This window comes from Flavobacterium ajazii, from assembly GCF_010614725.1.
Classification (GTDB): domain Bacteria; phylum Bacteroidota; class Bacteroidia; order Flavobacteriales; family Flavobacteriaceae; genus Flavobacterium; species Flavobacterium ajazii.
Genome location: NZ_JAAEHL010000018.1, coordinates 22896 through 37026 on the forward strand (window position 1 = coordinate 22896; position 14131 = coordinate 37026).

7 protein-coding genes are annotated in these 14131 nt (G+C 36.7%); 3 read left to right on the forward strand and 4 right to left on the reverse strand.

What is annotated here, in order from left to right; genetic code table 11:
• Nucleotides 1-78 precede the first annotated feature (78 nt).
• The 3 genes from GWR14_RS23020 (at nt 79) to GWR14_RS23030 (ending at nt 8083) form a co-directional block, all read left to right on the forward strand.
• Nucleotides 79-2520, forward strand: coding sequence for a beta-galactosidase (locus tag GWR14_RS23020; RefSeq protein WP_163411492.1), 2442 nt, complete (start codon nt 79-81; stop codon nt 2518-2520).
• Nucleotides 2521-2717: 197 nt separating this feature from the next.
• Entirely contained in the window at nt 2718-5066 is a 2349-nt protein-coding gene (locus GWR14_RS23025; protein ID WP_163411493.1) for a beta-galactosidase, read from the forward strand.
• A gap of 119 nt (nt 5067-5185) precedes the next feature.
• Nucleotides 5186-8083, forward strand: coding sequence for an exo-beta-1,4-galactosidase (locus tag GWR14_RS23030; protein ID WP_163411494.1), 2898 nt, complete (start codon nt 5186-5188; stop codon nt 8081-8083).
• Between the two features lie 795 nt (nt 8084-8878).
• Here the strand turns inward: GWR14_RS23030 and GWR14_RS23035 are convergent.
• The 4 genes from GWR14_RS23035 to GWR14_RS23050 form a co-directional block, all read right to left on the reverse strand.
• Complete coding sequence (locus GWR14_RS23035) at nt 8879-9139, reverse strand: hypothetical protein (protein ID WP_163411495.1); 261 nt, start codon at nt 9137-9139, stop codon at nt 8879-8881.
• Between the two features lie 15 nt (nt 9140-9154).
• Nucleotides 9155-9490: a hypothetical protein gene (locus tag GWR14_RS23040; protein WP_163411496.1), complete on the reverse strand. Its 336-nt coding sequence runs from the start codon at nt 9488-9490 to the stop codon at nt 9155-9157.
• Nucleotides 9491-9786: 296 nt separating this feature from the next.
• Nucleotides 9787-10227 (reverse strand): hypothetical protein, encoded by a 441-nt coding sequence (locus GWR14_RS23045; protein WP_163411497.1) that lies wholly within the window; start codon nt 10225-10227, stop codon nt 9787-9789.
• A gap of 217 nt (nt 10228-10444) precedes the next feature.
• Nucleotides 10445-14098: a hybrid sensor histidine kinase/response regulator transcription factor gene (locus tag GWR14_RS23050; protein WP_163411498.1), complete on the reverse strand. Its 3654-nt coding sequence runs from the start codon at nt 14096-14098 to the stop codon at nt 10445-10447.
• Between the last annotated feature and the right edge of the window lie 33 nt (nt 14099-14131).

Here is a 14131-nt window from a genome sequence, read left to right on the forward strand (position 1 = left end):
TTCCATATCAGTATAAAATTATTTGCTCTAAATTGCCATTCTTATCCTGTGATTTTTTAAGGATCCAAATTCTCCTCTATGAAAAAAATTATATTCATTAAAATATTAGGAATAACGACACTGTTGTTTCTGGTAAATCCGATTGATCTAAAGGCTCAAAACAATTACAAGATTGATGTTACAGCTTCTAAATTTGACCCCATTCGTGGTCATCTGGATTTGGGTGGAAGCAATGTAAAAGGAGACAATATCAGCGTTAACAGTTTTTATATCGAAAAAAACAACGAACCTTTTATTCCGGTTGTAGGCGAATTTCATTTTAGCCGGTATCCTCATCAGTATTGGGATGAGCAGTTAAAAAAAATGAAAGCGGGCGGAATTACCGTAGTGGCTACCTATGTTTTCTGGAATATGCACGAGTTCAAAGAAGGCACTTTTAACTGGACAGGAGATCTGGATGTACGTCATTTTACGGAATTATGTGCCAAAAACGGACTTAATGTCTTAATGCGGGTTGGACCTTTCGCCCACGGAGAAATACGAAACGGAGGACTTCCTGACTGGCTCTACGGTCGTCCAATCGATGTCAGAAGCAACGATAAAGCCTATCTTTTTTATGCAAATCGCTTATATCAGGAAATCGGCAAACAGCTGAAAGGACTTATGTTCAAAGACGGTGGACCAATTATTGGAGTACAGTTGGAAAACGAATACCAGCACTCCTCTGCTCCCTGGGCATTCACTTATCAGGACGCTCCAAAAGAAAGAACTGCTGCAGGCCGTGACCGCAAAATTGTTCAGGACGGAGTTGGCATTAATGACCTGGGGAACGAATTTGCCGATGTTGGCCGCGACCACATGAAAACCCTTAAACAATTAGCTATCAAAGCAGGACTTATTGCACCTATTTATACCGCTACAGGCTGGGGTTTTGCTACTATTGTCGAAAAAGGCTCTATCCCTGTGATGGCCGGATATGCTTATCCATTCTGGACTGCGAGTAATAACCCCTCGCCTTTTTATCTTTTTAAAAACATTCACAAAAATCCGGACTATTCACCTGTAAGTTATGATGTAAACCTTTATCCTTCATTGGCTGCTGAATTGGGAACAGGTATGGCAGTAACTTATTCCAGACGTCCAAGGGTCAAAGGAGAAAGCTTTTTGCCCATGATGGTCCGTACGGTAGGAAGTGGCACCAACGGACTGGGATTTTATATGTATCACGGAGGCACAACGCCATCGGTAGGCAATTACTTATTTACCGAAGGCACCGGTCTGAACAATAAATCATACGACTATCAGGCTCCTATTGGCGAATTCGGAAAGGTAAGTTCGGGTTATTATCCATTAAAACTCATCAATTATTTACTGAAAACGTACGGCAATGATTTAGCTCCTTTATACCCTGTTTTTCCAGCTACAAACGAAAGTATCAAAGCTGAAGACACCAAAACGCTGCGTTACGCTGTTCGAAGCGACGGTGACAAAGGATATTTGTTCATGCACAATTTTCAGGATCATGTTGTAATGAATGATCTGCAGAACCTAAAAATTAATATTACAACCAAAACAGGAACCATAACTTTTCCGGAAACAGGTACTTTTACACTTAAAGCGGGCAGTTCCGCTATCTTCCCTTTCAATGTAAATTTTGATGATATACCTATTCGTATGGCTACTGTACAGCCGTTTTGCCGTTTTACCAATAAGGGCAAAAAGTACAATGTGATGACTACAATTGATGGCATTACTCCGGAGATCGTTTTTAAAGGAAAAGCAAAAGTCACAGGTACCGGAATTAAAACTACTGTACGAAATGGCAATACCGTTATAGCCTTTGCTTCAGATAAAATGACGGAATTCCAGATAAATGGAGTTTCGTTTTTAATTCTTTCTAATAATGATGCTCAAAACACTTATTTATCAGGCAAAGACAATGAAGAAAAATTGATCATCAGTAAGGCATTGGTCTTAGAAGATAACGACGAACTGACTTTAATCAGCAATAATGAAGAAAATATCGATTTGACTGTTTATCCGGCTTCAGCAAATCTAAGTACAAAAGAAGGGAAAGCTACTAAAGGCAAATCTCCTCTAAAAAATAGCAATACCTGGCACATCAATTTACCCAAAGCTGAGCCGTTCATAAATCTAATACAGGCAGACAACAGCCATTTTGTAATTAAAGCCGGCAGCGTTGATTTGTCCAAAGTCAATGATATTTTCGTCACTTTTGACTATCGTGGCGATCGCGGCATCTGTATGATGAACGGAGAATTACAGACCGATGATCTGTACACCAGCAAACCCTGGACAATCGGACTGAAAAAATATCAGGAAGCTTTAAAAACAAACGATATGTACTTCCATTTCCTTCCAATGGCCAAAGACGCTCCTTATCTAAGCTATCTCGAAAAGGAAGTGCTGCCTGATTTTGGCAATAACAAAAGTTTTTTAGAAATTAAAAAGCCCGTAATTTTGGTAGAATACAAAGTAAATGTAGTTTTGAAAAACTAAGCGTTATTATTTTTTGAAGCAGAACAATCAGGTTTTTCAGGAAATTTTGTCCCGCTTTTCATTACAATCTTACATGGCGAACCCCGCCATATAAGGATTTCCATTGCAATCGGGGCTAAAAAAGAAACATTTTACTTTCTGACCGTCAAAAAATCATCATTAAAACAACCATCAAATTCAGATTTGAAATAAAAAACATGAAAATATCAAAACTTATTCTTGCCCTTGTTTTTTTTATGACATTAACCGCTAATGCACAGTCAGAACAAAAAAAAGGGACATTCGTTGCCGGAGACAAAACCTTTCTGCTAAACGGCAAACCTTTTATCGTTCGTGCCGGCGAACTTCATTTTCCGAGGATTCCACGAGAGTATTGGGAACACAGAATCCAAATGTGCAAAGCTATGGGCATGAATACGATTTGTATTTACCTATTTTGGAATTTTCACGAACAGCAGCCTGATAAATTTGATTTTACAGAACAAAAAGACGTTGCCGAATTTGTCCGTCTCGTTCAAAAAAACGGAATGTACTGTATTGTACGTCCAGGTCCTTATGCCTGTGCCGAATGGGATATGGGCGGTTTGCCATGGTGGTTATTGAAGAAAAATGATATACAGGTACGAACTTCAAAAGATTCGTATTTTATGGAGCGTTCTGTTAATTACCTAAAGCGTGTTGGCAAAGAACTCGCCCCTTTACAAATTCAGAATGGCGGAAATATCATCATGGTTCAGGTCGAAAACGAATATGGGGTTTTCGGTCAGGATGTGAGCTATATGGAGCAGGTACGCAATGCTGTCCGTTCTTCCGGATTTGACAAAGTACAATTATTCCGTTGTGACTGGAGTTCAAATTTCTTTAAATACGATGTTGAAGGCGTTTATACCGCATTAAACTTTGGTGCAGGTTCAAATACCGATCAGCAGTTTCAAAAATATAAAGAAGTCTATCCCAACGCTCCGCAAATGTGCAGTGAATACTGGACAGGCTGGTTTGACTATTGGGGTCGTGCGCACGAAACCAGATCCATCAGCAGTTTTATAGGCAGCTTAAAAGACATGCTGGACCGTAAAATTTCGTTCAGTCTTTACATGGCACATGGCGGAACTTCTTTTGGGCAATGGGGCGGTGCCAATGCGCCTCCGTTCGGTTCTATGGTTGCTTCATACGATTATAATGCCCCGATAAATGAGGCCGGACAGCCTACAGATAAATTCTATGCAGTTCGTGACTTGCTGAAAAACTACCTGAATCCTGGAGAAACGATTCCGGAACCACCGACAAACTATCCGGTAATTTCGATCCCTAAAATCACTTTTAGCGAATCAGCACCACTTTTCGACAACCTTCCAAAAGCTATTCCCTCAGAAGCCATAAAACCGATGGAATACTTTAATCAGGGCTGGGGAAGAATTTTATACCGTACAAAACTTCCGGAATGCACAACCGCTTTCAAATTAAAGCTTACTGAACTGCATGACTGGGCCAACATATATATCAACGGAAAACTTATCGGAAATCTGGATCGCCGAAAAGATGAAAGCATCATCGAAATGCCTCCGGTTAAAAAAGGTGACATCCTTGATATACTCGTAGATGCCAACGGCCGTGTAAACTATGGAAAAACCATTATTGACCGAAAAGGAATCACCGAAAAAGTTGAAATGCAGGTTTCATCCAATTCAACCACGCTAAACAATTGGGAAGTTTATAATTTTCCAGTGGAATATGATTTCCAGAAAAACCTGAAATTCAAAAAAGAAAAAACAAATGGTCCTGCGTGGTATCGTGCCACTTTCAACCTTACTGCTATTGGTGATACTTATATTGACATGAGTACCTGGGGAAAAGGAATGGTTTGGATAAACGGTTATAACATCGGACGATATTGGAAAATTGGTCCGCAGCAAACGCTGTTTATGCCGGGATGCTGGCTAAAAAAAGGCAAAAATGAAATTATAATCCTCGATTTGGAAACTCCAAAAGAACCTCAAATTTCAGGTGTTACGATTCCTGTGTTGGATAAAATTGTAGTTGATGAATCGCTTTTACATCGCAAAAAAGGAGAAACTCTCGATCTTTCAGTTGAAACTCCTGTAAACTCAGGTGCTTTTAACGCTGATAAAGACTGGAAAGAAATCATTTTTCAAAAAACAGCTGAAGGCCAATATTTCTGCTTTGAAGCCATTGCTCCTCAAAACCCAAAAGACAATAGTGCCAGCATTGCCGAAATTGAACTTATCGGAACAGACGGACAATTGATTCCGCGTTCGAAATGGAAGATATTCTATGCCGACAGTGAAGAAGTAATGGTTGGGAATTATTCTGCCGAGAAGATTTTCGATCAGCAGGAATCGACTATTTGGACGACCAGCAAAGCCGGAGACAAAATTAGCTATCCACATCAGGTTGTGGTTGATATGGGGGAAAATATAAAAATCAAAGGTTTCAAATTCCTGCCACGCACTGATAAAAGCACATCGGGGAATATTAAATCGTATAATTTCTATATCAAAACAAGTTCATTTTCAATTAAAAAATAAACTTGTTTAGTGATTAGCTTTTAATAATAGCAGCTTCGCCCAGCGAAATAATAATCATAAAGGCTAATCACTAAACACTAATTACTCTTTACTAATCACTCAAAAATAAACCAACCTCAATGAAAAAACATATTATTACCTGCCTGCTTATGGTCGCCTTCTTTACCCTAAGCAGTTTTAAAGATGAAGAAATAAACCTTGAAGGCAACTGGCTTTTCGAAATAGACAGACAGGACGTTGGTATTGCTGAAAAATGGTTTAACCGAAAACTGACAGACAACATAAAACTGCCGGGTTCTATGGCTCAATTTCTAAAAGGAGATGAAATCACTTTGAAAACAAAATGGACAGGTTCTATTTACGACAGTTCTTTTTATTTTATTCCTCGATTAGAAAAATACCGTCAGCCGGGAAACATCCATATTCCTTTCTGGCTCACACCTGCGAGGCATTATGTTGGAGCAGCATGGTATCAAAAAGAAGTAAATATTCCGGCAAACTGGAAAGGCAGACGAATTATCCTTCGTTTAGAAAGAACACATATCGAAACCGGAATTTGGGTCAACGATAAAGAAATTGGTCTTCAAAACTCGCTTGTAGCCCCTCATGTGTATGATTTAAGCCAGTACCTGAGCACCGGAAAACAACGCATTACAATCCGTATCGACAATCGAATCAAAGAGATTAATGTCGGTCCCGATTCGCACAGTATCACAGATCATACTCAGGGAAACTGGAACGGAATCATTGGTAAAATTGCTTTAGAGTCACTTTCTCCGGTTTATATCGACGATGTTCAAATTTATCCGGATGTAAAAAACCGAAAAGCGCGTGTAAAAATTATAGTGAACAATACCGCTTTTGAAGCATTTGGCGGAAAACTGAAAATTTCGGCAAAAAGTTTCAACAGTGCAAAATCAGATCAGACCAAAGAAATAACAAGCAATATAACTGTTTCTAAACAAAAAGAAAATAGTATTGAACTCGAATTACCTTTTGGAAAAGGGATGCAAACCTGGGATGAATTTGATCCGTCACTTTATAATTTAGAAGTAAAACTTATTTCTAAAGCTGTAATTGCTACGAAAAAAGTACAATTTGGAATGCGGGAATTTAAAATCAGAAGAAATCAATTTTTAATAAATGATATTCCGGTAGTACTTCGCGGAACGGTTCACAATTGCGAATTTCCGTTAACAGGTTATCCTGCTACCACAGTCGAAGCCTGGGAAAAGATTTTTAAAACCATCAAATCTTACGGTTTAAATCATGTGCGTTTCCATTCCTGGTGTCCTCCTGAAGCGGCTTTTATTGCGGCTGATAAAACAGGTCTTTATTTACAGCCCGAAGGCCCGAGCTGGCCTAATCACGGTCCAAAAATAGGTTTGGGTCAGCCTGTCGATAAGTTCTTGTATGACGAAACCATTCGTATGGCAAAAGAATACGGCAATTATGCATCGTTTACTATGTTATCTGCAGGAAATGAACCGGCAGGAAATCAGGTGAAATACCTCAACGAATTTGTGGATTTTTGGAAAGCAAAAGACAACAGACGCGTTTACACTGGGATGTCTGTTGGCGGAAGCTGGCCCGTAGTCCCTAATGCGGAATACCAGTCCCGTGGTGGCGTAAGAGGTTTGAAATGGGAAAAAATGCCAGAAACCGAATCGGATTTCAGTGCAGGTATTGCCCCATTTAAAGTTCCATTTGTAGCACACGAAATCGGGCAATATTGTGTTTTTCCGAATTTTGATGAAATTAAAAAATACACCGGCGTTTACAGAGCCAAAAACTTTGAAATGTTCCGTCAGGATTTACAGGATCACCACATGGGCGATCAGGCGAAAGATTTTATAAACGCTTCAGGCAAATTACAGTTGTTGTGTTATAAAAACGAAATTGAAAAAATACTGAGAACGCCTGGATACGGTGGATTTCAGGCATTGGGTTTACAAGACTTCCCTGGGCAAGGAACAGCTTTAGTAGGTGTTCTGGATGCTTTTTTTCAGGAAAAAGGATACGCAACAGCTCAGAACTATACCCGATTTTGCAATGAAACTGTTCCTTTAGCCAAAATTCAAAAGTTTGTTTATACCAATAATGAGACTTTCAAGGCAGAGATAGTCCTCTTTCATTCAGGTAAAACGTCGCTGCAAAATGCAATCATCAGCTGGACTATCAAAAACGAAAAAGGAAATATATTGACTTCTGGACGTTTCAATCCTAAAACTTTTGAAAACGGAAATGGACTTTTTGCCGGAAATCTTGATTTTGCTTTAAACGCAATAAAAGAACCTGCAAAATTGAACCTTGAAGTAAAAGTAAACGGTACAGCCTTTGTCAACGACTGGAATTTCTGGGTGTATCCTGAAAAGAATCCGGAGAATACCTCAACTGTTTATTATACGACAGTTTTAGACGATAAAGCAAAAGAAGTATTGGATAAAGGCGGAAAAGTATTTTTGAATGCCGCCGGAAAAGTGGTAAAAGGAAAAGAAGTTGAGATGCATTTTCTGCCTGTTTTCTGGAATACATCCTGGTTCAAAATGCGTCCGCCACACGTTACCGGAATGCTGATTCAGGAAAAGAGTGCTGCTTTCGCCCATTTCCCAACGAGTTTTCACAGTGATTTACAGTGGTGGGATATCCAGAACCGTTCTCAGGTAATGAATCTGGAGGATTTCCCGGCTGACTTTCGTCCGTTAATTCAGCCGATTGATACCTGGTTCATGAACCGCCGACTCGCTCTGGTATTTGAAGCACAGGTAGGAAACGGAACCATCATCGTAAGCAGTGCCGATATTGGTCCGGATGTACAGAATAAGCCTGCAGCAAAACAATTGTTTTATTCGCTTCAAAAATACATGAATTCAGACCAGTTCAAGCCTAAAAACAAACTGGATTTTGAGGTAATTAAAGATGTATTTACAAGTCCGTCACGTGAAGTCTTTAAAACTTATACCAAAGACAGTCCTGATGAACTGAAGCCTAATTCTAATCAGAATAAAGTGAAGTAAAACTGAATTATAGGATTGAGTGTTTGGAAAAATTAGATCACAGTTTTACACAATATTGTCATTTTGGCGAAGAAGATTAGAACGATAGCAAACAAGCTAAGCAAATCACACTAAAAATTCCTCAAAGTAAATCATCAAATCTTTGTCGAGTTTCTAGTGCGATTTCTCCCTCCGGGTCGAAATGACAAACTTTAAAGATATTTAGTGATAAAATGTAAAGATACTCGTGACTAGCAAGCATCAGATAAAATCATAAAAATCCATTATTACTGAATTTTTAATTTATAAAACTGCTTTAGAAATTTTAGCTCATTCTAGCAGATTTAACTCCCTTATTTATGGTAGTTTTTTATTTATCAAATTATATTTTTTTCTGAATAATAAAAATTGAATTGCCGTAAGGAACAAATAAGTTATCGAAAAAATTGCAAGAGTTTTTAAGATAGTCAGATTATTGATGCTAAAATCTATTAAGACCTTAATCATGATAAAAATAACACAAAATGACGGTATTCCTAAAAATGTTAAAAGGGACAAATAGAAATTATTCCTGATTTTTTCTATCAGATTCAGTAGAACTGTAAAAGAAGATATGATCATCGCAATAAGGTATATAAATGCAAAAAATATATTCAATAGAAGTTCTAAAAACTGCATCAATTGTTCAAATAAATTTCCATTAATTGTATTTTCTGCAATCACAATTCTATAGATGATAAATAATACATTACTCATCAGAAAATTAATTATCCAAAACCTAAATACAATTTTTTTCATTTTTTGCAACAGTAGTTTTTATTCCATTTTTTCGTCAAGATAAACAAAATCTCCGGTTTTCATTTTTCCGAAAACCTCTGATTTTAATAACGGATTGATGATAAACAAATAACCAACATAATGTGTTTCCTTCTCTCCTGATGCAATTGTTTGACTTTCTTTATCAATTACTATTTTCATAGTTGTGCTTTCATCATTAAAAGCTGATACATACCTTATAATTCTATTTTTGGCAATCCACTCATATATTGTAAAAGATTCATTCCAACTATTTTTCATTTTTTTAGGCTTACCTTACTTGTTCACTAATTTTTTAATTAAGTCATCACATTGTTGTAGAGTCAGTTCGTCAGCAACAGCATTTATTGCTTTTATTTTACCATTTATTGTCGTAGCAACATTAACTTTCTGAAACTGCTGATTTTCAAATAGTGCCATCGTATCAATTGAAGTCGAACTTTTTTGAAGATACTCTATTCCGATTGCTTTTTTATTTTCTGAATATTCATTTGTATAAGTCGTGTCTTTTTCTACCAATTGTGAATGCACAACTCCTTGTATTTCATAAAAACCTTTAAAATTCCTTAGCCTTGTTTTTCTCAGGACATAAATCCAATATTTTGGTATCAAAATGAAAGGTTTCTAAATTTAAAGACTCTTCTCCTATTGGCTTTATCTGTCCATTGCAATTTGTAAATATTATTATGCTTAATAAAAATAGTAACGTAATGTTATGTTTCATTTCTGGAATACATTCGGGATTTTGTTCATCTTCTCAGTTTTCAAATATATTTAAATATTCTTACAAATTCCATGGTTATTTTGGCCAATCAAAAAGAAAATAGTTTGGTTTTACTAAGAAAAGAATTAGTCTTTAGCCGTGTTGCAAGTGCTCTATTTAGTGGCAAAATGTAAATAGGTACTTGTCACAGACGAGCGCCAGATTTGATTTGTGCAAACAATTTGTTAAGTTCTGCACTTTTACTCCAACCTTGACTTTCAGACATTGCTATAATAATAATTTTTTTAAATTCGTCCATTGATTTTGTTGCTCCTTTAATAGTTGCATTTTCCCAAGGTTGGCTATCTTTTGTAATTTGGTATTCGATGTGATATTCCTCTAAAACACTTACATTTATTGCTACATACCAGTCAGACATTGAATCATCTTCAGAAAGTAATAGTAGATGAGCATGTGAAGTCAATCCATAGATTTTTGTTTCCGTAAACGTTTTATTAATTAAGTCAACAATTTTAAGCATTGATTTTCCAATACTCGCAGATATTTCGTTGCTTTCAGAAACCCATTCAGAATAAAACTCTTCGAGAAATTGTCTTTTCTGTTCAGAACATCTTATTAAAGGCATTTTTTTATATTTAAATTGATTAAGTTTCTCTATGTAACACCTTAAGTTTACCACATCATTAGGTCACTTACATCTAATTCCATTTATACACGAAACAAACCTTCGCTTATACAGCAAAAATTAGATTGTTTATCGAATTTTTGTGTTATATGATTCTTTACCAAATATATTCAATCACTGTTTACAAATTACCAAAACTTTATGTATTTCTAAAAAACTACTTCACAAACTGAGAAGGACTACATCCAAAATACTTCGAAAAAGTACGAGAGAAATTGGAAGGTTCAGAAAAACCCAGTTTGTAGGCAATTTGCGAAACATTCAGGTCGGAATTTCTTAAGAGGTTTTCGGCTTCATTCATTTTTACCTTGGTTATAAATTCGTGAACTGTATTACCGCTGATACCTTTTAGTTTTCGGTACAGCTGCCTTTGGCTGATGCCTAATACCTGCGCCAGTTCTTCCGAATTGAATTCGGTATCTTCTATGTGAAGCATAATTTTTTCAATCACTTTTTCCAGAAACTGATTGTCGAGATCCGGCACTTCCTCCTGCAGCTGATTGATTTCTTTGATACCGGCAAGTCGGTTTTGTAAAATGATTCTGTTCTCCAAAACGCTTTTTATCTGCGCATTCAGCACCTCTACATTAAACGGCTTCATTACATAAGCTTCGGCACCCAAATTATAACCTTCAATCTGATCCATGTCAGAACCTTTTGCCGTTAAAAAGATGAGCGGAATATGCGAGGTGTTTTCATTGCTTTTTAGTTCCCTGCAAAAATCTGTCCCTTCCATTTCAGGCATCATAATATCCGAAACAATAATATCGGGCACATATTTTATCGCTGCTTCAAGACCTTTTTTTCCGTCATATTCCTGTATCAAAAAGTAATCTTTACTCAGTTCCTTGTCTAAATACAACTGAACATCAGGATTGTCTTCTACAATAAGCAATGATGGTTTTAAAGTATCGGAATCAGTTGAAACAATATCTTCAGTATTCTCTTTTTTATAATCATTTACAGAAATAACTTCTGAAGAAACCGAAGTAAACCATTCATTTTCAACCTTCTGACAAGGTAGTTTTATAGTCGCTCTAGTACCTTTGTCGGGTTCACTTTCAATAGAAATAGTGCCTTTTAGAAATGTAACCAGATTTCGTGTTAACGACAATCCAATTCCGGACGAGTATCCATAAAACGGGTTCGTTCCTATTGTATTGAACGGCTCGAATATTTTCTCCAACTCAGAAGCTTCTATCCCTACTCCATTGTCTTCAATAACAATTTCGATAATTGATTTTTCATTGTTCAATCGGACAGAAAACGAAATTTCTCCGCCATCGGCAGTATATTGAAAAGCATTGGACAATAAATTAATGATAATCTGTTCCGCTTTTTCAAAATCCAGATAACAAAACAATTCTTCTTCCTTCAAATGAAGGCTGAATTTAATATTTCGTTTTTCGGCTATAAACTGAAAAGTTGCGTAACATGCTGCAGCGAAAGCACTAAAATCCTGTGAACTCGCATTCAATTTTAATTTCCCTGTTTCTGATTTTCTAAAATCCAATATTTGATGAATCAGTCGGGTTAAATGCTGCATATTTCGGTTAATCATCGAAAAGTAAACCGCTTTGTCTTCAGGCGCCACTTTGTCCTCCATAAGGCGTTTCAAAGGATCAGCTATTAACGTCAACGGCGTTTTTAAATCATGAGAGATATGAGTAAAAAACTCGATTTTTTCCCTATTCAAAGCTTCCTGTCTTTCCGCGTTCAGACGTTCCTGTTCGATTTCGTTTTTCAGACGTTCGCGGTATAAAATTTCTTTAAAAACCCAGTAAATAACTCCCAGCAGCAAAATCAAAAACAGCCCTCTGAACCACCAGCTCCCGTACCACGGCGCACTTATATGAATATCCAGTTCAGCTACGGAAACATTTTTGGTATCAGAAACTAATCTAACTCTCAAAGTGTAATTTCCCGGAGGTACTTTATTGAACGAAATTTTGTTACTATTTGTTTTAATCCAATTGTCTTCGTAGCCTTCCAGCTGATATTCGTACACTTCTTTGCGGGTGTCACGGTAGTTGAAGGAAGCAAGTTCAACCATAAAGCTTCGGTTTTCATAATCTAAATCAATAGATTTTGTCTGGGATAAAATTTTGGATAAAATTGGTTTTCCAAAAATAGTATCCATTGGAATAACTTCCTGATTCGAAACATAAAGTGATTTTAAAATCAGTTTATTAGGTTTTGAAATTGTTTTTATGTCTTTCGGATTAAAAGCCACGTAACCATTTTTGGCACCAAAATAAATGGTGTTGCTTTTTGGATCCTTATAAAGTGCTCTTTCCAGAAAACGCCAGGAACTGTACTGATCTTTTTTCTGATAATTTGAAATCTCCCCCGAAACTTCATTAACCTTAGAAATGCCTTCTTTATGGGCAATCCAGATGTTCCCTTCGTTATCATCTGTAATCGAAGAAATATAAGTGTTTGGCAATCCCGACTGAAGCTGTACATTTTCAGCCTGCATAGGATTTGAAGTAAGCTTAATTTTATACAAACCTTCGCTGGTTCCTACCCAAACATTTCCTCGTTTGTCTTTTTGAAGGGCATAAATAATACTTCCTGAAATCTTTTTATTTATAGCAGAACCTGATCTGAAAACGTTAAAAGAAGTATCATAAATAACATCACTTTTATTGCTTATCTTCAATTGAATAATTCCGTTGCCTTCAGTTGCCAGCCACAGTTTTTGTTTATCAATGGCCAGAATATCCATCACGCTGCGTTTCTCGATTTGCTTTGCTAAATCATAAAAAACAACGGTTTCATTTGATAAATTAATTCGGGCAATTCCGTTATATAAACCTACCCATAATATATCATTTTCATAGGCTTCCATAGCAAATACAGACCAGGTTTCCAGCTTTGGATATAAAACCTTGTTAATTATTGGTTTCGTTTGATTGCTTTTCGGATTATAATATTCAAGTCCATTTACACCGCCAATCCAGATACCGCCTTTATTGTCCCTTAATAAAGTCCGTACCTGATTAATTTTACTTTTCGATTTGTAAAAAGGGTGATTGTAGTTTATTACTTGCTTATTGTAAATCAGCACGCCTTCATCTGTTCCCAGCCAAATCTCATTTTCAACTTTAAGAATTGCCCTGACACTGGCCAGTTTGGTTTTTCCTGATTTTGAAATATAACTGTAATGCAATTCAAAAGGATTACGATTCGGGTTTGCTTTGTAAATATCACCTCCTCTGGTTCCGAGCCAAATGATGTTTTCGTTATCTATAAAAAAAGTTGTCACATAATCGTCCAATAAACTTCCGGGCTGGCTTATATCAGCAGTATAATGAAATTCTTTTCCGGAAAGAATATCCAATGAAGTCAGCAGATGCGAAGACAAATAATAACGTTTTCCGTTAACAGCTCTGGATTTGTTTAAAGTATTGGAATTGCTGCTTAATTTCGAAATTATACTCTTTGGAACAGCTTTCGCATCAATTACACGAAATGTATTCAATTGATAGTTAAACCGGGCATATTTATGATCGAATGTCAAAAACCAAAGCCCGAGTTTTTGATCTGAAACGATATTACGGATTCGGTTATTGGGCAACGAACTATTGTCTGAAGATTTGTGGTAATAATAATTGAACGTTTTGCCATCGTATCGGTAAGCTCCGTTCCAGCTCCCAAACCAGATATACCCGATAGAATCCTTGGCAATACCATGAATCGAAGTACTGGGATCTGTGTCCTGCCCGGAAATCTTTTCAAAAAAGAGTTCCTGCCCGAAACAATTTAGTCCAAACACAAAACAAAATAAAACGAGTCCTTTTCTGTACATCTTTAAAAGCAAAAAAACGTTATTAAGCGAAAC

Bases quoted from the DNA above. Each gene is read 5' to 3' on its own strand.
- GWR14_RS23020 (WP_163411492.1), top strand. From the start codon at position 79: ATGAAAAAAATTATATTCATTAAAATATTAGGAATAACGACACTGTTG.
- GWR14_RS23045 (WP_163411497.1), bottom strand. From the start codon at position 10,227: ATGCCTTTAATAAGATGTTCTGAACAGAAAAGACAATTTCTCGAAGAG.
- GWR14_RS23050 (WP_163411498.1), bottom strand. From the start codon at position 14,098: ATGTACAGAAAAGGACTCGTTTTATTTTGTTTTGTGTTTGGACTAAAT.
- GWR14_RS23025 (WP_163411493.1), top strand. From the start codon at position 2,718: ATGAAAATATCAAAACTTATTCTTGCCCTTGTTTTTTTTATGACATTA.
- GWR14_RS23035 (WP_163411495.1), bottom strand. From the start codon at position 9,139: ATGAAAAATAGTTGGAATGAATCTTTTACAATATATGAGTGGATTGCC.
- GWR14_RS23030 (WP_163411494.1), top strand. From the start codon at position 5,186: ATGAAAAAACATATTATTACCTGCCTGCTTATGGTCGCCTTCTTTACC.